Raw genomic sequence first — 16,921 nt, 5'->3', positions numbered from 1 at the left:
ACCGTAGCGGAGGTCGTGGCGGACTCGGATGCCCGGCACCGGTTCGCACCGGTAGGCACCCCGCGCACCTGCCTCCTCTCCGGCTCGACCGGGGTCAACTGGGCACCGGGGAATCGGGCAGTGGGCCCGGTTCATGTCACGGCAACAGGTCGAGTGCTGGGGTGCGGCATCGTCCCGGTTCTCGGCGCCGCCGGGAGACGAGTGTGCTCGTGGTAGTCGGAATCTCGATGATCGTCGTCGGTGGCCTGACGCTGGGGTTTCTCCTCGGGCTTTTCTCATGCCGGGTCAAGTCCCGGTGGTGTCCGCGCTGCGGGCAGTCCACTGAAGCCCTGCGCCGGGCGAAGGCGCGCCGGTGAGCACGCCGACGAATCGGCCGGACCACCACCGGGACCTGCCCGTCGGCCGGCGCATCGCTCAGCTCCGTACCCGCCGGGGCATGAACCAGCAGGTCTTGGCCGACCGCATCGGCAAGTCGAAAAGCTGGGTCGACAAGGTCGAACGCGGCGTCCGCCGACTCGACCGACTTTCCACGATCGAGGCTGTCGCCGCCGCCCTCGGCGTCTCAACGGCTGTCCTGCTCGGCCGCAACACCCGCCGACCACCCACGACCGGAACCAGCGCCGCCGTCGAACGCATCCGCGAGGCCCTCGCCGACTACGACACCCCGACCGGACGCGATTGGCCATCATCGACAGCGGAACTCGACCGCCAGATCAACTACGCCCACACCGCCTACCGACACGCTCACCACGTCCAGGTCCTGCGCGTGCTGCCCGGCCTCCTTGTCGCCGCCCGCCACGCCCGCCGAACCCACACCACCACCGACACCTGGCCCGCCACCCCGCTACTGGTACGGGTCTACCGGCTCACCGCGCACGTCTTGGTCAAACTCGGCGAACCCCACCTCGCCTGGCTCACCGCCGACCGGGCCATCACCATTGCCGCCGGAGACCCCCACCTCATCGCTCACGCCGCCGTCCCTCTCGCCCAGGCACTCCGCGCACTCGACCGCAGCCGCCTCGCCCTGGCCGCCGCGACCGCCGCCGTACGCCCGATCGACCTCGCCCCGTACCGCCGATCACTGCCCGACCAGATCGCCCTCGCCGGAATGCTCCTCACCGAAGCCGCCATCGCCGCCGCCACCCACGGCGATGCCATCGCCGCCCACGACCTGATCGACCGTGCTGAGCACCTCGCCGTCACCCAGCATCACCACGACGACGGCTTCGGACCAGTCGTGATCGAACTCGCCCGCACCCTCGTCGCCGCCCGCCTCGGCGACCAGCACAACGCCATCGCCCACCACCAGCGCGCCACCCGTCACCCTGACTGGCAGCGACTGCCCGCCGAACACCGCGCCGCCCACCTCATCGACATGGCGCGCATCCATCTCGACGCAGGCGACCACTACGCCGCCGGCCGCACCCTCGTCACCGCCGACCATGTCGCCCCCACCGAGGTACGCCTCCGACCCGTCACCCACACCATCCTCGCCACGGTCCTTCGCTCCGGCTCCACCCCTGCCGACGTCACCCGTCTTGCCGCCTTCATCGGCCTGACCACGCCGTGGTCGGCACCGCTCGACAAAAGATGACATGGCCGTCCTCCAGCACCGCGAAGCCCGCCCGAACCCCGACGAGACATGCCGCTACCACTCCTGGTGCTGGTCCCCGACCGCCCACCAGATGCACGAAGGGCCCGCGTGAGCGGGCCCTAAGGCGGCTGCGGGAACCCCCGAGAGGGCCTCCTGCGCCACCCAGCCTAACGGCAGTTGGTGCGCCACCACGAACTTCGCGTACCAGACGTGGACGGGTGGCGTTGAATCGGCACCGCGCGCATGTGGGCACCCGAACCCGGTCCGAGGGGCGGTGTCGGCGACAGCCGACGACGGGTCGTCACCACGCGCCGGCCGGGGCCGTGCGGCTACCTGACGAGGGTCGGGCAGCCGCGCGGCGACCACGGTGGGCTACTTGACCGCCCCGGCGGTGAGGCCGGACTGGATCTGCCGCTGGAAGAACGCGTACACGATGATCATCGGCAGGATGGAGAGGGTGAGCGCCGCGAAGAGCGCCGCCCAGTCGGCCTGGTAGCCGGCGGAGGTGGAGATGCTGGCGATGCCCTGGGTGAGCACCCACTTGCGGTCTGCCCCCTCGCCCTGCATCAGCGCCACCGGCAGCAGGTACTGATTCCACTGACCGATCACGTTGAAGATCGCGATGCTGACCAGGCCCGGCCGGGCCATCGGCATCATGACCTGGAAGAACAACCGGGTGTGCGAGGCCCCGTCGATCATCGCCGCCTCGGCCACCGAGTTCGGCAACGTCTTGAAGAACGCGGCCAGGAAGAACACCGTGAACGGCAGCGAGTACGCGATGTAGACCAGGACCAGCCCGGTGTACGTGTTCAGCAGCCCGAGGTTGTTGACCACCAGGAAGAGCGGCACCAGAGCGAGGAAGACCGGGAACGCCAGGCCGGAGACGAACAGGTAGTAGATCACCCGGTTGCCCGGGAACGGGTAGCGGGCCAGCACGTACGCGGCCATCGACCCGAGCAGCATGGTGCCGGTGGTGCTCAGCGTCACCACGAAGACGCTGTTGAGGAAGTACCGCCCGACGTTCGCCTCGCTCCACGCCCGGACGTAGCTGTCGAAGTTGAACGTCCCGGGCAGCGCGAACGGGTTGCCGAGGAAGATCTCGGTGTTGCTCTTGAACGAGGCGAGGATCGTCCAGAGCAGCGGGGCGATCACCAGGATCGCCCAGACCAGCAGGGCCAGGTGGCCCAGTCCGGTCAGCAGTCCCACCTCGGAGCGCTGCCGGCGGGCGGCGGTGTGCTTACGGCCTCCCGGGGCGGACCCGACCGGGGCGGCCGGGGCGCTGGGTGCGATCTCCGTCGTCATCGGTGCCGCCTCTACAGCTCGATCGTGTCACGCTTGCTGACGCGCAGGGTGAGCGCGGCGAACGTGATCGTCAGGAAGAACAGCGCCACGCCCATCGCCGAGGCGTAGCCGAACTGGGAGTAGCTGAACGCGTTGCGGTAGATCTCCATGCCGAGCACGGTGGTGGCCCCGTCGGGGCCGCCCTGGTCGACGGAGAGCACCTGCACGATGGCGAAGGCGTCGAAGGCGGCGATGCCCAGGTAGACCCAGGCCACCTGGAGGGTGTCCCAGAGCAGCGGCAGGGTCACCTTGAAGAACATCGCCGTCCGTCCGGCCCCGTCGATGGTGGCCGCCTCGTAGATGTCCTTCGGCACCGAGGACATGCCGGCGCTGAAGAGCACCACGTAGAAGCCGACCGCCTGCCAGACCAGCACCGCGATGATCGACCAGAGCGCGATGTCCGGGTCGGCCATGAAGAGCACCGGGTCGATGCCGACCGCGCCCAGCGCTCCGTTGAGCAGGCCGCTGTCGTCCGGGGCGTACACCCGGCTGAAGATGACCCCGACGATGACCACCGCCAGGACCTGGGGGAAGAAGAACACCACCCGGTAGAACTTCGACCCCCAGACCCCGGTCATCACGCCGCCCCGGCTCCCCCCGCCCACGTTGAGCATGAAGGCGAAGAAGAGCGCGAGGAGGATCGTGAGCAGCGGCAGGGCGAGCAGCAGGAGCCCGTGGTGCCGGATGGCCTTCCAGAAGACGTCGTCGTCCAGGAGCCGGGTGAAGTTCTCCAGACCGACGAACTCCGGGTTCGCGCTGACCCCCCGCCAGTTGGTGAGGGCCAGGTAGAAGGCCTGGGCGTACGGCCCCAGGACGAAGGTCACGTAGATCGCGACCGGCGCCGCCAGGAAGCCGATGATGAACGGGTACCTGCCATGCCGCATGGTTGTCTCGTCTCCGCTCGCCTCGCTACGCCCGGATCAGCGCTTGAACTTCTCGATGGAGGAGTCCTTCTTGACCGCGTCGGCGACCTTCTGCATCCGGTCGCAGAACTTCTGCGCGGTGCCCCCGGAGAACATCAGCTCGTTGGTCGCGGCGCGGGCCTCGTCGTCGAGCTTCTTGTACCAGGCGTCGAAGCGGTAGCTGAAGTAGTCCTTGCCGGCCGCCGCCAGCATGGCGTTGCCGCTGGTCAGACCGGGCGAGATGTCGACGCCGTCGACCGCGCCCTGGACCACCGTGAGCACCTTGGTGAGCTCGGTGAAGCCCTTCGCGCCGGCCTTGGAGAGCATGTGCCGCAGGTACTCCATGCCGCCGCGCGGGTTCTTGCCCTTGGCGGCGACGAAGTACATCTCGCCGGCCGCCGCGTAGATCGCGGTCGGCGGCAGCGCGTCCGAGGCGGTCACGCTCGGCACCGGCATCACCGCGTACTTGAAGCCGGGCGGGGTGTCCTTGGCCTGCTCGTTCTCCAGCCAGGAGCCGCTGGGGTAGAACGCCACCTTGCCCTGGTTCTGCTGGAGCTGGACCTCGGTGTGCTTGAGGCCCAGGTGCGCCTTGTTGCCGTACTTCGCGCCGATCTCGGCCCACGCGGCGGCGGCCTGCTTGACCGGCTCGGCCTGCCAGGCGCCGTCCTCCAGGTTGTCGATGTTCTTCAGCACGTCCGGGCCGCCGATCTTGGCGGCGCTGGTGAGCAGGACCAGGTACTGGTAGTAGGCGGCGTTCGCGCCGGCGTACGAGTACGGCGTGATCCCGGCGGCCTTGATCTTGTCGAGGAGCGCGGTGAAGTCGGCCCAGGTCTTCGGCGCGGTCCAGCCGTTCTTCTCGAACAGCGCGCTGTCGTACCAGAGGCCGAAGACGGTGAACGCGTAGTTCAGCACGTACGGCTTGCCGTTGAAGGTGCCCTGCTCGACGGTGCCCGGGATGAGCAGGTCCCGCACCTTCTTCGACGGGTCATCCAGCGACGGGGCGTCGTAGAGCTCGGTGAGGTCCTGCACCTGGCCGGCCTGCACCAGCGCGCCCTGGTCCATCAGCTTCGAGCCGGCGTTGTTGACCATGTCCGGCGGGGTGTTGCTGGTGAACCGGGGCTGGAGGACGGTGCCGACCTCCTCGGTCGCCGAGTGCTTCACCTCGGCCTTGGGGAACGCCTTCTTGTACGACGGGATGTGCACGTCGGTGGCGTACTTGGTGCCCAGCCCGCCGTTGAAGATGACCACCTCCAGCGGGGCGTCCTCCTTGACGCCCAGCGGGTTGGTGGCCGACTTCTCGCCGGCGGCCTGCTCGACCGGCTCGTCGTCGCCGCCGCCGACACAGCCGCTGAGCAGGCCGACGGCCGGGGTGGCCAGCAGGCCCACGGCGGCGGCACGGCGCAGCACGGTACGGCGGCTCAGGTCGGCCGGGAGCTCGGGGATAACGGACATCGTCGTCTCTCCTTGACGTGGAAGTCGGATCGGGCGTGGCGTGCGGGTCGGATCGGGCCGGGTGACGGCCCTCGGCGGACCGGTGGGTCGGGTCAGCCGGTGCGGCGGGCCGGCCCGGTGGTCCACCGGACGTGGGTCATGGCAGGGCTCCCCGCGCGGCCTTGTGCCCGTCGACCGCCTGTGCGGTACGCCGGAACGCCGCGTGGGCGCGGTCGTGGGTGCGTTGCGCGACCGCCACGTAGAGCAGGTCGAGCACGACGAGCTGGGGGTGGCGGGCGGACAACGCGTCGGGACGGAAGGTGGTGGCCTGGCTGGCGGTCAGCAGGACGACGTCGGCCAGTTCGGCCAGGGGCGAGCGGGGGAAGCCGGTCAGCGCGACGGTGGTCGCGCCCCGGCTGCCTGCCTCGGCGAGCATCTCGATGGTCTCCCGGGTCTGCCCGGTGTGCGAGATGCCCAGCGCCACGTCGCCGGGGCGCAGCAGCGCGGCACTGGCCAGCCCTTCGTGCACGTCGTTCCAGGCCCACGCGGCCACGCCGATGCGGTGCAGGCTGAACTGCATCTCCTCGCCGACCAGCGCGCTGCCGCTGGCCCCGAAGATGTTCACCCGGTCGGCCCCGGCGATGGCGACGGCGGCGCGTTCCACCTCGGCCAGGTCGAGCAGGGCGGCGGTGTCGTGCATGGCCCGGGTGTCGGCGGCCATGATCTGCCCGAGCACCCGTTCGAGCGGGTCGCCCGGCTGGATCTCCCGGCCGATGTCGACGGTCCAGCCGGCGGAGCGGGACCGACCGGTCTCGGCGGCGATACCGAGCCGCAGGTCGGCGTAGCCCTCGAAGCCCATCGCCCGGCAGAACCGGGTGACCGTGGCCGGGGACGTGCCACTGCGTTCGGCGAGTTCCACGATGGTGGCCCGGGCCGCCGCCTCCGGGTCGCTGAGCACGTGCTCGGCGACCCGGCGCAGCGCCCCGGTCAGCTCACCCGCGCCGGCACGGACGCGGGCCAGCACACCGTCGGAGGCGACCCCGAGCGGGACCCGGCGGTCGGGCCCGTCGGTGTGGACCACCGCAGCCGCGGTGGTGTCCACCTCGTGACCGACCATCGGGGTCCGCCTTTCTGAAAAGAGTGTTAACCGTTAGTGGTAAAAGTTCTTACTGAAGGGCCCTCCATGTCAAGGCCGTGGGCGAAGTTTTCAAACTGTTACCTGGACCACACCCTCCGTGGTCCGGCTCGACCTTGCCAGGCGCACCCGGGTCGACCAGCATGAATCGCCGCAGCGACGATCCCCCGGGAGGTTCAACGGCATGTCCGGCAGCATCGTGGTCGGCCTGGACGTCGGCGGCACCTCCACCCGGGCCGCGGTCGTCACCACCACCGGGGAACGACTCGGCACCGGCCGCGCCGGGGGCGGCAACCCCACCAGCCACGGCGCCGAGCGGGCCGCCACCGAGCTCCGCACCGCCCTGCGCGCGGCGCTCACCGACGTCGACCCCGCCCGGGTCGCCGCCGGGGTGATCGGGCTGGCCGGGGCGGGCCGGCTCCTCGCCGACCCCGCCGGCCGGGACGCCTTCGACCGGGCCTGGCACGACGCCGGCCTGCGCTGCCCGTACACGGTGCAGAAGGACGCCCTGGTCGCCTACGCCTCCGGCACCCCCGACCCGGACGGCACCGTACTGATCGCCGGGACCGGGGCCGTCGCCGCCCGGGTTCGCGGACTGGAGCTGGACCGGATCGCCGACGGACACGGCTGGCTGCTGGGCGACGCCGGCTCCGGCTTCTGGCTGGGCCGCGAGGCGGTCCGGCGGGTGCTGGCCGACCTGGACCGTGCCCACCGGCCCGGACCGCTCGGCGCCCGCGTCCTCACCGAACTGCTCGGACACGCCGAGGTCGCCCCCCGCCCCCGGGACACCGTCGACGCGCTGGTCCAGGCGGTCACCCGACGCTCCCCGGTCGAGCTGGCGCGGCTGGCCCCGCTGGTCGTCGACGCCGCCCGCCAGGACGAGCCGACCGCCGTCGCCATCGTCGGCGAGGCCGCCGGACACCTCGCGGAGAGCGCCTCCCGGATCCGCCCACCGGACGCAGGCGATCCGCTCGTCCTCGGCGGCGGACTGCTCACCGGGGACACCCCGCTGGCCACCGCGCTCCAGGCCGAACTGCGCCGCCGATGGCCGCACGCGCCCCTGCGGCGGGCCGGCGACGGCGCGGCGGCAGCCGCCTGGCTAGCCGCCCGCGACCTGCCCGGGGTGGCGGATCCGGCCGCGCTGCACGCGCTGCTGGTACGACCGGCGGCCTGACCGGATCGTCGAGGATCTCGGCCGGGCCTTCCGCCTCGACGGACCATCCGCGCCCCGGCCGGCGACCTCGACCGGGCTGCCGGGCCCGCCCGGGTGGCATAGCCTGACGCCATGCGCCGCCTGCGGCAGCTCGCCGAGCGGACCCCGGCCGACCGGGAACGGTACGTCGACCTGCTCCGCGCGGTGGCGATCACCGCCGTCGTCCTCGGGCACTGGGCCGTCGCCGTCGTCGGACACGACGCGGCCGGACGGCCCACCGGCCGCTCCGCCCTGCCCGACCTGCCCTGGGCGTACCCGCTGACCTGGCTGGTCCAGGTGATGCCGGTCTTCTTCGTCGTGGGCGGTTTCGCCAACGCCGCCTCGCTGGCCGCCCGCCGCGCCCGGGGCGGGGACGCCGCCGACTGGTTGCTCGACCGCAGCGCCCGGCTGGTCCGGCCGACCACCGTCCTCGTCCTGGTGCTCGCCGCCGGTGCGCTGGTCGCCCGCCTGGCCGGGGTCGATCCGTCGCTGACCCGTACCGTGGTCTGGTTCGCCACCGTGCCGCTGTGGTTCCTCGCCGCCTACCTGCTCGTCGTCCCGCTGACCCCGCTCACCTACGCCCTGCACCGGCGGTACGGGCTGGCCGTGCCCCTGGCGTTTGCGGCCCTGGTCGGTCTCGGCGACCTGGCCCGGCTCGCCGACCGGCCCGGACTCGCGGTCGGCAACTACCTGTTCGGCTGGCTCGCCGTGCACCAGCTCGGCTACGCCTGGTACGACGCCCGCCGTGGGGTCGGTCTCCGGTTCCCACCGACCCGACGGCTCGGGTGGACGCTGCTGCTCGGCGGGTTGGCCACGCTGGTGGCCCTGACCACCGTCGGCCCGTACCCGATCAGCATGATCAACATCCCGGGTGAGCGGCTGGACAACGCCGCGCCACCGAGCCTGGCGCTGCTCGTCCTGGCCACCACCCAGGTCGGGCTGGTCATGGTGCTCCGCGGACCGGCCGAACGCTGGCTGCGCCGCCCCGGCCCCTGGCAGGCGGTGATCGCGGTCAACGCGGTGGTGCTGACCGTCTTCCTCTGGCACCTGAGCGCGGCGATCCTGCTGGTCGGCGGCCTCGACGCGGTGGGTCTGCTGCCCACCCCGCCGGTGGGCTCACCGGCCTGGTTCGCCTGGCGCGTGCCGTGGCTGCTGATGCTCTCGGTGGTGCTGGCGGTGCTGGTCGCGGTCTTCGGCCCGGTGGAGGCCCGCACCGGGCGGCGCCCAGTGCGGGCCTCCAAAGGGCGGCGGCCGGCCCGGGGCGAACCGACAGCCCGGCCGCGTCCCCCGCAGCGGCACGACGGCCCAGGTCCCCGGGGCCCAGGCACCGGACCGGATTCCCGGGACCCGGACGCTGGACCGGGTTCCCGGGACCGGCCGGCCCGCCGGCACCCACCACCCCGGATCCGCGCCGCCCTCGCGGTGGTGGGCTTCGTCGCCGTGGTCGCCGCGCTCGCGGTCAACGCGGTGACCCCACGCCACGCCGCCGAACCGCTCGGGCTGCCGGTTCCGGCGCTGCTGACCTACCTGGTCGGGGCGGGAGTGCTGCGGCTGCTGCGGGAGTGGCCCGGCACCCGCGACCCGACGCCGCCCGGCTCGCCCCGCTGATCAACTCGACATGCGGCATGTCGGGGCATCCGCCCGGCCGGACACCCCGACATGCCGCAGCGCGGTGTCGGTCAGGGCCGGACGCGCCCGTCCACGCCGACGGTCGACGTGCGCCGATCCGCGCGGCCCCGTGTGGGGCGTCGGAAACCCGCTCGTGGTCACACCCGGTCCGGCCTACCATCTGCCGGTGATCGACTACGGACTCCGCGACCGGACCGGACGACTCGTCACCCTGCGTGAGGTGAACGACGACAACTGGCGTGCCGTCGCCGACGTCGCGCCCCGCGACGACCAACGCCGGTTCGTCGCCGCCCTGGCCGCCCGCTACCTGCTGCTCTCCACCCGCGAGGACGTGTGGCGGTCGTTGGCCGTCCACGCCGACGACACGGTGGTCGGGCACGTGATGTGGGGCGTGGACGAGGACGGCTCGTACTGGCTCGGCGGCATGGTCGTCGACGCCGCCGAGCAGGGCCGGGGACTCGGGTCGGCTCTCCTGCGGACCGTCACGGCCTGGCTGGCGGAGCAGCCGGGATGCCGGGCGATCCGGCTGTCGTACCACCCGGAGAACACCCCGGCCCGGCGGCTCTACGAGTCGGCCGGCTTCCGGCCGACCGGCGACACCGAGGACGACGAGATCGTCGCCGAGCTGACGCCGACCGCCACGCCCTGACCCGAGTTGATCCCGGCAGCGGTTCCTGGACCGGAGTCGGCCCCGCCGACGGCACCCTGACCGGAGTCGACCCCGCCGACGGTGCCCTGACTCGGGCTGACGCCGGCCACCGCCGTCCGGGCATCCCCGGCCCGCCGTCCGGGTATCCCCGGCCCGCCGCCGCCGGGGTCAGGTGAGCAGACGCAGCAGGGCGGCGGTGCCCGCGCCGAGCGCGACCACCAGCAGGAAGGGCGCGCGCAGCAGCACGGCCACCAGGGCGACGGCGAACCCGGCCGCCCGGGCGTCCAGCGCCAGGTGCGACCCGGTGGCGAAGGTCTGCACCGCGACGAGGGCGGCCAGCAGGGCCACCGGCAGCAGCGCCGAGGCCTCCTCCACCTGGGGTTTCTCCAGCACCGACCGGGGCACGGCCAGGCCGACGAGCTTGAGCAGGTAGACGCCGAGGGTGCCCAGCAGGATCGCGGTCCACATCAGCGGTCACCGTCCCGACCGAGGGCCGGCACCGGCGCGGTCCCGGCACCGTCCGGCCGGTCCGTGCCGGTCGGCCCGGCACCCTCCGGCTGGTCCACGCTGCTCGGGACGGCACCCTCCGGCCGGTCCACGCCGCTCGGGACGGCAGTCTCCGGCCGGTCCGTGCCGGTCGGCCCGGCACCCTCCGGCTGGTCCGCGCCGGTCGGGCCGCCGTCGGGGCGGTCGCGTCGGCCGCGCAGGGCCACCGCCACCGCGACCAGTCCGGCGGCCAGCACCGGGAGACCGGCGGGCAGCACCGGGACGGTGAGCAGCGCCGTCGCGGCGGCGGCGATGGCCACCGCCCAGAGACGCCGGTTGCGCAGCCGGGGCATCAGCAGGGCGAGGAACGCCGCCGGGGCGGCCACGTCGAGTCCGAGCGCCTCCGGGTCGGGCAGCACCTGTGCGCCGAACGCCCCGACCAGGGTGGCCACGTTCCAGAACACGAAGACCGAGGTGCCGGTGGCCCAGAACGCCAGCCGGGCCTGCCGGGGATCGTCCCGGACCAGCGCCATCGCCGAACTCTCGTCGATGACGAGTTGCGCGCCGAACAGCCGACGCAGGCCGCGCACCCGCAGCAGCGACGAGAGGTTGAGCCCGTAGAGGGCGTTGCGTACCCCCAGCAGCGTGGCGGTGGCCGCTCCGGTGAGCGCCCCACCACCGGCCGCCAGCACACCGATCACCGCGAACTGGGACGCCCCGGAGAACATCAACAGCGACAGCGCACACGCCTGCCACACCGAGAACCCGGACACCACCGCCAGGGCCCCGAACGACAACCCCAGCGCACCGACCGCGACCCCCACCCCGGCCGCGTCGGCCAGCACCGCCCGCCGGGCCTTCGGCCACTCCTGGTCGACCACCGCGACGTCCACGCCGTCCCCCCTTCCGCCGGGTCGCCCCGCTCCCGGCGGTGCCCATCATGCCGGCGGGCCGGAAGGGCAGGTCAGGCGGTGTCCCGGACGGCCTCGGCGAACACCTCGGAACGGTGCTCGAAGTTGCGGAACCGGCCGTAGCTCGGCGCGGCCGGGGAGAGCAGCACCACCCCGTCGGCGGGGGTGAGCTTGCGGGACAGTCGGACCGCCGCGACCAGGTCGTCGGCGAGTTCGGTACGCACCCGGGGCAGCCCGGCGAGGGCCTCGACGATCCGGGAACCGCTGTCCGGGATGCCGATCACGGTGAGCTCCCGGTCGGCCAGGTGCTCCCGGAGCGGGGTGTAGTCCAGCCCCCGGTCGGTGCCCCCGACGATCACCGTCAACGGGCGGGCCGCGTACGCGTCGATCGCGTGCATCGCCGCGTACGGGCTGGTGGCGAGCGTGTCGTCGACGAAGGTCAGCCCCGACGGGTCGGCGATCTCGGTGAGCCGGTGGGCGAGCCCCTGGAAGGCGGTGACCGCCGCCGCGACCTCGTCGGACCGGGCCGGCACGTCCACGCCGAGCGCGTCGAGCACCGCCAGGGCCACGCAGAGGTTGCCCGCGTTGTGCGCGCCGACCAGCGGCAGCGTCGTACGGGCGAACAACGGTCGGTCGGCGGCGTGGAACCACGGGGTGCCGTCCGGGCCGGGGGCGACATGGAAGCCGTCGGGACGGCCGGCGCGCACCGCCGGCCGGTCGCCCAGCTCGGCGGCGAGGCGCTCGTCGGTGCCGTTGACCACCACCGTCTCCGGGCCGTGGGCGAGCAGGTTGAGCTTGTCCCGGTAGTACTCCCGCTCGCCGCCGTGCGCGTCCAGGTGTTCCGGGAACAGCGCGGTGACCACCGCCACCCGGGGCGAGTCGGTCAGGTCGCTGCACTGGTAGCTCGACAGCTCCAGCACGTACAGCTCGGCCTCCGGCAGGTCGAGCAGGGGCACCCCGATGTTGCCGCCGAACACGTTCGGCCGGCCGAGCGCGGTGAGCAGGTGGCTGATCAGACTGGACGTGGTGCTCTTACCCTTGCTGCCGGTCACCCCGACGGTGCGGGCGGCGTGGTCGGCCATCCAGAGGGCGCTGCCGCCGGTGACCGTGCTGCCCCGGCGGCGCAGCTCGACCAGCCACGGGTGGGTCTGCGGCACCCCCGGCGAGCGGACCACCACGTCGGCGGCGGCCAGCCGGGCGAAGCCCTCCTCCCCGGTGACCAGCGGCGCGGCCTCGGCCAGCGGCCCGGACCAGTCCAGCGACAGGAAGTTCGCGCTGTCGTCGACGGCGACCAGCGCCGCCGGGCCGTGCGCCGCGACGGCGGTCACCGCGGCCCGGCCCTCCCGGCCGGTGCCCCAGACAGCGACGGACCGTCCGCGCAGGTCAGACAGGCGCACAGGGGATCTCCTCCAGCCGGGTACGGGCTCATTTGTCACGGCCTAGTATGGCGTGTGCCCAACGAACAGCTCCGGCGGATGGATGCCTTCACCTTCCCGGCCCGCTCGATCGACCCGGCCACCGGCGAGGTGCGTCTCGACTACGCGCTGACCGGCCCGGACGGTGAGCGGCGATTCACCGAGGTGATCGCCCTTCCGCCACCGCCCGAGCCACCGTCGGAAGCCACCCTCGCCACCCTCGACCGGGTGCTGGACCTGCTGCACCTGGCCGCCGGGGTGAGCTACTACAAGGCCGCCGCCCCGCCCCGCCTGGTCGCGCCCGCGCCGCTCGGTTCGGCCGCCGCCGGCTGGCTCACCGCCGTCTACACCAAGGGCCTCGCCGAGTACGCCTACCGCAACCAGCTGCCGCACGTGCTGGAGCTGGCCCCGGAGATCCCGACCGGGTCGGTGTCCCCGGCGGCCCCGGTGGACACCACCGACCGGCGTCCCCTCTCGGCGGTGGGCGGTGGGAAGGACTCCATCGTCAGCCTGGAGGCGCTGCGCCGGGCCGGCATGGAGCCGGTGCCCTTCTCGGTCAACCCGAACCATGTGATCGACGCGGTGAACGCGGCGTCCGGGTTGACCCCGCTCGCCGCCCGGCGGCGGCTCGACCCGACGCTGTTCGAGCTGAACAAGGCCGGCGCGCTCAACGGGCACATCCCGGTCACCGCGATCAACTCACTGATCGCCGTGGCCACCGCGGTGCTGCACGGACTCGGACCGGTGGTCATGTCCAACGAGCGCTCCGCCTCCGACCCGAACCTGGTCTGGAACGGTCACGAGATCAACCACCAGTGGTCCAAGGGTGTCGAGGCGGAGGGGCTGCTGCGGGCCGCGCTCGCCGAGCACGCCGGCCTCACCGAGCCGTACTTCTCGCTGCTGCGCTCGCTGTCGGAGCTGCACATCGCCCGTCTCTTCGCCGCCTTCACCCGGTACGACGACGTGGTGACCAGCTGCAACGCGGCGTTCAAACTGCACGACCCGAGCGCCCGCTGGTGCCGGGACTGCCCGAAGTGCCGGTTCGTCTTCCTCGCCCTCGCCCCGTTCATGCCCCGTGAGCGGATCACCCACATCTTCGGCGGCGACCTGCTCGCCGACGACACGCAGATCCCCGGCTACCGGGAACTGCTCGGCGTGGACGGACACAAGCCGTTCGAGTGCGTCGGCGAGGTCGAGGAGTCGGTGGTGGCGTTGAGCCTGCTGGCCGGGCAGGAGCAGTGGCGGGACGCTCCGGTGGTCCGCGCTCTGGTCGAGGCGGTACCGGACACCGCGTGGTCGGCGGCGGCGGATTCCGACGTGTTCACCCCGGGTGGGCCGAACTTCGTCCCCCCGGCGTACGCCAAGGCCCTGGACGCGCTGGCCTGACCCGCGCCGCCGAACGTCGGAGCCGACCCGGTTGCGCTCCGTCGGCACGTGGGGTCACCCGCCGCCGGGGATTGACACGAATAGGACCGTCGGGGATATTCCTACCGTCGTGTCGGCCCTTGAGAGGAGAGGCCAAGCCTGGAGATTTCGAGCGGCACGACCCTCTGCACGACAACTGGAAATCCCCTGCTCCGCGGGTACGAATAAGGCTTAAGCGATGATCAAAAGAACTGTCGAGTTCGCCAAGCACCACACACCCAACCAGATGCGCATTCTGGCGCGACGAGCACAACTCGAAGCCCGGAACAGCAGAATGCGGCTCACCGTTCCGGTGGTCTCGCGGTGCGAGTACGACAACGTCTACCACTGTACGGTGCACAAGACGGGCAGCCAGTGGATCAAGGCCCTGTTCAGTGATCCCACCGTCTACCGTCATTCCGGTCTGCTGCCCTACGATCCGCGCTTCTACAAGCGCCGGTCGCTGCCGGTCGTTCCGCGCGGTCGTGCGGCCCTGGCCCTTTTCCACTCCTACCCACGCTTCGAGCAGATCGTCAAACCCGGCACCTACCGCGCGTTCTTCGTGATCCGCGACCCGCGCGACATCGTCATCTCCAGCTACTTCTCCCTCAGGAACTCACACGCCCCGATGGGTGACATCCTGCAGGCCCGGAAGATCCTGCGCGAGAAGCCGATGAAGGAAGGGTTGCTGTACTGCATCAACCGCCTCTCCGAGAGATACACCTTCAAGCAGCTCCGGTCCTGGGCGGTCGCCCCGAAATCCGAGACCATCCGCCTGTTCCGTTACGAGGACCTGACCGGCGAACGGCAGATGGACGAAATGGACCAGTTGCTGCGGCACTGCGGAATCACCGTGCCGCCGTCCGAACTGGAGGATCTCCTCGCCCGCTACAGCTTCTCCAAGATGAAGAAGGACCGGGAGAGCGCGGGGCAGATCTCCCACTACCGGAAGGGCAAGGCCGGCGACTGGCGCAACCACTTCGACGACGAACTCTACGAGGCTTTCACCGCGGCGACGGGCGACCTCGTGGAGGTTCTCGGCTACCCGGCGCGTTGACCAGACTCCTTGAGAGTGTCGCCCGCCATGCGCCCAACTCGACGACATTCGGCGGCCGGCGGTCAGCGGGCGCGGACGGCGTCCAGGGCGAGCAGGGCGACGTGCAGGGAGAGGCAGGCGTCCACCGAGTCCAGGTCGACGTCGAGGATGCGGGCGATCCGGGCCAGCCGCTCGTAGAACGCCGGCCGGGACAGGTGCGCGGCGACCGCCGCCGCGGACTTGTTCCGGCCCTGCTCCAGGTAGGCCCGCAGGGTCCCGAGCAGTTGGTCCCGGGGGTGCCGGGCGTCGTACGCCAGCAGCGGCCCGAGTTCCCGCTCCACGAAGGTCTGCACCCGGGGGTCCTCCCGCAGCAGGTGCAACAGCCCGGCGAGGCCGACGTGCGGCAGCCGGAACACCGGGAGGTCCCGCCGGTCCCGGCGGGCGGCGTCGGCGACCTGTCGCGCCTCGACCAGCGACCGGTGGGCCTCCCGCAGGCTGCCCACCCCGGAGCCGGCCGCCACGAGCACCGCGCCGGGCGTGCCCGGGGCGGGACGGGCGTCGACGCGTACCCGGCGCAACGCGGCGGCGAACGCGGCCAGCGCTTTCGCCTCGGCGCTGGGGTCGGCGAGCGCGAGCAGCGCCCCCACCGCCTGGTCGTCCAGCGCGCTGGTCAGCGCGGTCAGCTTCGCCTCCCGTAACGCCTGGCCGACGGCCTCGGCGAGATCCCGCAGCCGCGCCGGGCCGGCTTCCTCCGGCCCGTCCTCCCCGTCATCGGCGCGGTGCCGGACCACCACGCCGACCAGGTGCCGCCGGTCCAGGGTGACCCCGATCGCGCGGGCCCGCAGGGCCACCTCGTCCACCGGTCGGGAGTGGTCGAGCAGGGCGGTGAGCAGGGTCCGGTGCAGCTGCCGTTCCAGCCCTTCGGCGTCCCGGCGGATCAGCCGTCCGAGCGCCAGGGTGGAGGCGGCCCGTTCGACCAGGATGGTCAGCCGGGTCGGCGGGGTGGTCCCACCGGGCGGGGCGGTGGCCGCCTCCCGGCCCGGCCAGCGCAGCAGCAGCCGTCCCCAGTCCTGTTCCCGCGCGCCGACCGTGGTGACCAGCCAGCCGCTGTCCGCGTCGTACGCGGTGCGCCCGGCCGGTTGGATCCGCCGGGAGTGCTGTTCCCAGCCGTCGAGCAGCAGTTCGGCGCTCTCCCCCGCCGGGTCGTAGGCGAGCACCTGGCGGGCGAGGTTCTCCAGCACCACCGGGCAGCCGGCCAGCTCGGCGGCCTGCCGGACCACCTCCTGCGGCCCCGCCCCGGAGACCGACAGTTCGGTGAACCGCTGGTGGATCTCCTCGGTGGCGCGCAGCTCGTGCAGCTGGGCGTCGACGATCAGCGCGTGCACCGCCTCGGTGATCCGCACGAACGGCGTGGCCCGGCGCAGCTCCACCAGGGGCAGTCCGCGTCGCGCGGCGGCGGCGGCCATCGCCCGGGGCACCCCGCCGAAGTAGCGGCGGCCCAGCTCGACGACGAGGCCGGAGACCCGGACGTCGGCGAGCGTCTCGATGAACGCGCGCAGCCCGGCGTCGTCGGCGGGCAGTCCGATGCCGGTGGTGAGGACCAGTTCACCCCCGCGCAGCAGGGTGGCGATGTCCGGCACCTCGGCGACGTGCACCCAGCGCACCGGCCGGTCCACCGCCTTCTCCCCGGCGACCAGGCGCGGCGCACCGTGCCGGACCGGGTCCAGCGCCAGCACCTCACGGACGGTAGGGAACACGGGCGACACGCTACCGTGCGTGACCTACCCGGCTGGCCA

The 16,921-nt window shown here is 72.6% G+C and carries 14 protein-coding genes; 6 read left to right on the top strand and 8 right to left on the bottom strand.

Translation table 11 applies throughout. The features are described 5' to 3' along the window. Positions 1-352 precede the first annotated feature (352 nt). Positions 353-1,594, top strand: a complete 1,242-nt coding sequence (locus GA0070618_RS35210) for a helix-turn-helix domain-containing protein (RefSeq protein ID WP_269148431.1) — start codon at positions 353-355, stop codon at positions 1,592-1,594. A 372-nt stretch (positions 1,595-1,966) separates the two neighbouring features. Here GA0070618_RS35210 and GA0070618_RS20820 read toward each other — a convergent pair whose 3' ends face one another. From GA0070618_RS20820 to GA0070618_RS20805, 4 genes are all read right to left on the bottom strand, one after another. Further along, positions 1,967-2,896 (bottom strand): carbohydrate ABC transporter permease, encoded by a 930-nt coding sequence (locus GA0070618_RS20820; protein WP_088983145.1) that lies wholly within the window; start codon positions 2,894-2,896, stop codon positions 1,967-1,969. Positions 2,897-2,907: 11 nt separating this feature from the next. Further along, the gene (locus GA0070618_RS20815; protein ID WP_088983144.1) at positions 2,908-3,819 is read right to left on the bottom strand and encodes a carbohydrate ABC transporter permease; all 912 of its coding nucleotides are present in this window, start codon (positions 3,817-3,819) and stop codon (positions 2,908-2,910) included. Positions 3,820-3,855: 36 nt separating this feature from the next. Beyond that, positions 3,856-5,289 (bottom strand): N-acetylglucosamine/diacetylchitobiose ABC transporter substrate-binding protein, encoded by a 1,434-nt coding sequence (ngcE, locus tag GA0070618_RS20810; RefSeq protein ID WP_088983143.1) that lies wholly within the window; start codon positions 5,287-5,289, stop codon positions 3,856-3,858. Positions 5,290-5,425: 136 nt separating this feature from the next. After that, on the bottom strand, positions 5,426-6,385 hold the full coding sequence (locus GA0070618_RS20805) for a MurR/RpiR family transcriptional regulator (RefSeq protein ID WP_088983142.1): 960 nt from the start codon (positions 6,383-6,385) through the stop codon (positions 5,426-5,428). A 202-nt stretch (positions 6,386-6,587) separates the two neighbouring features. Here GA0070618_RS20805 and GA0070618_RS20800 point away from each other — a divergent pair, with 202 nt between their 5' ends. The 3 genes from GA0070618_RS20800 to GA0070618_RS20790 all read left to right on the top strand — a co-directional run bounded on the left by GA0070618_RS20800 (position 6,588) and on the right by GA0070618_RS20790 (position 9,873). Continuing rightward, the gene (locus tag GA0070618_RS20800) at positions 6,588-7,577 is read left to right on the top strand and encodes an N-acetylglucosamine kinase (RefSeq protein ID WP_088983141.1); all 990 of its coding nucleotides are present in this window, start codon (positions 6,588-6,590) and stop codon (positions 7,575-7,577) included. A 111-nt stretch (positions 7,578-7,688) separates the two neighbouring features. Next, on the top strand, positions 7,689-9,203 hold the full coding sequence (locus GA0070618_RS20795; RefSeq protein WP_088983140.1) for an acyltransferase family protein: 1,515 nt from the start codon (positions 7,689-7,691) through the stop codon (positions 9,201-9,203). A gap of 187 nt (positions 9,204-9,390) precedes the next feature. Next, entirely contained in the window at positions 9,391-9,873 is a 483-nt protein-coding gene (locus GA0070618_RS20790; protein WP_088985695.1) for a GNAT family N-acetyltransferase, read from the top strand. 168 nt (positions 9,874-10,041) lie between these two features. Here GA0070618_RS20790 and GA0070618_RS20785 read toward each other — a convergent pair whose 3' ends face one another. The 3 genes from GA0070618_RS20785 to murD all read right to left on the bottom strand — a co-directional run bounded on the left by GA0070618_RS20785 (position 10,042) and on the right by murD (position 12,667). Next, positions 10,042-10,341: an AzlD domain-containing protein gene (locus tag GA0070618_RS20785; RefSeq protein WP_088983139.1), complete on the bottom strand. Its 300-nt coding sequence runs from the start codon at positions 10,339-10,341 to the stop codon at positions 10,042-10,044. After that, complete coding sequence (locus GA0070618_RS20780; RefSeq protein ID WP_088983138.1) at positions 10,341-11,252, bottom strand: AzlC family ABC transporter permease; 912 nt, start codon at positions 11,250-11,252, stop codon at positions 10,341-10,343. Before GA0070618_RS20780 ends, GA0070618_RS20785 begins: the two co-directional genes overlap by 1 nt. A gap of 71 nt (positions 11,253-11,323) precedes the next feature. Then, on the bottom strand, positions 11,324-12,667 hold the full coding sequence (gene murD, locus GA0070618_RS20775) for a UDP-N-acetylmuramoyl-L-alanine--D-glutamate ligase (RefSeq protein ID WP_088983137.1): 1,344 nt from the start codon (positions 12,665-12,667) through the stop codon (positions 11,324-11,326). A gap of 54 nt (positions 12,668-12,721) precedes the next feature. Here murD and GA0070618_RS20770 point away from each other — a divergent pair, with 54 nt between their 5' ends. Both GA0070618_RS20770 and GA0070618_RS20765 read left to right on the top strand, forming a co-directional pair. Next, positions 12,722-14,071, top strand: a complete 1,350-nt coding sequence (locus GA0070618_RS20770; protein ID WP_088983136.1) for a hypothetical protein — start codon at positions 12,722-12,724, stop codon at positions 14,069-14,071. Between the two features lie 217 nt (positions 14,072-14,288). Beyond that, positions 14,289-15,146: a sulfotransferase domain-containing protein gene (locus GA0070618_RS20765; protein WP_088983135.1), complete on the top strand. Its 858-nt coding sequence runs from the start codon at positions 14,289-14,291 to the stop codon at positions 15,144-15,146. 62 nt (positions 15,147-15,208) lie between these two features. Here the strand turns inward: GA0070618_RS20765 and GA0070618_RS20760 are convergent, their stop codons facing one another. After that, the gene (locus tag GA0070618_RS20760; protein WP_462358808.1) at positions 15,209-16,882 is read right to left on the bottom strand and encodes a PucR family transcriptional regulator; all 1,674 of its coding nucleotides are present in this window, start codon (positions 16,880-16,882) and stop codon (positions 15,209-15,211) included. Between the last annotated feature and the right edge of the window lie 39 nt (positions 16,883-16,921).

The sequence above is a fragment of the Micromonospora echinospora genome (assembly GCF_900091495.1).
Classification (GTDB): domain Bacteria; phylum Actinomycetota; class Actinomycetes; order Mycobacteriales; family Micromonosporaceae; genus Micromonospora; species Micromonospora echinospora.
The sequence above is the reverse complement of the archived record's forward strand: the minus strand, read 5'-3'. Positions and strand labels throughout refer to the sequence as shown.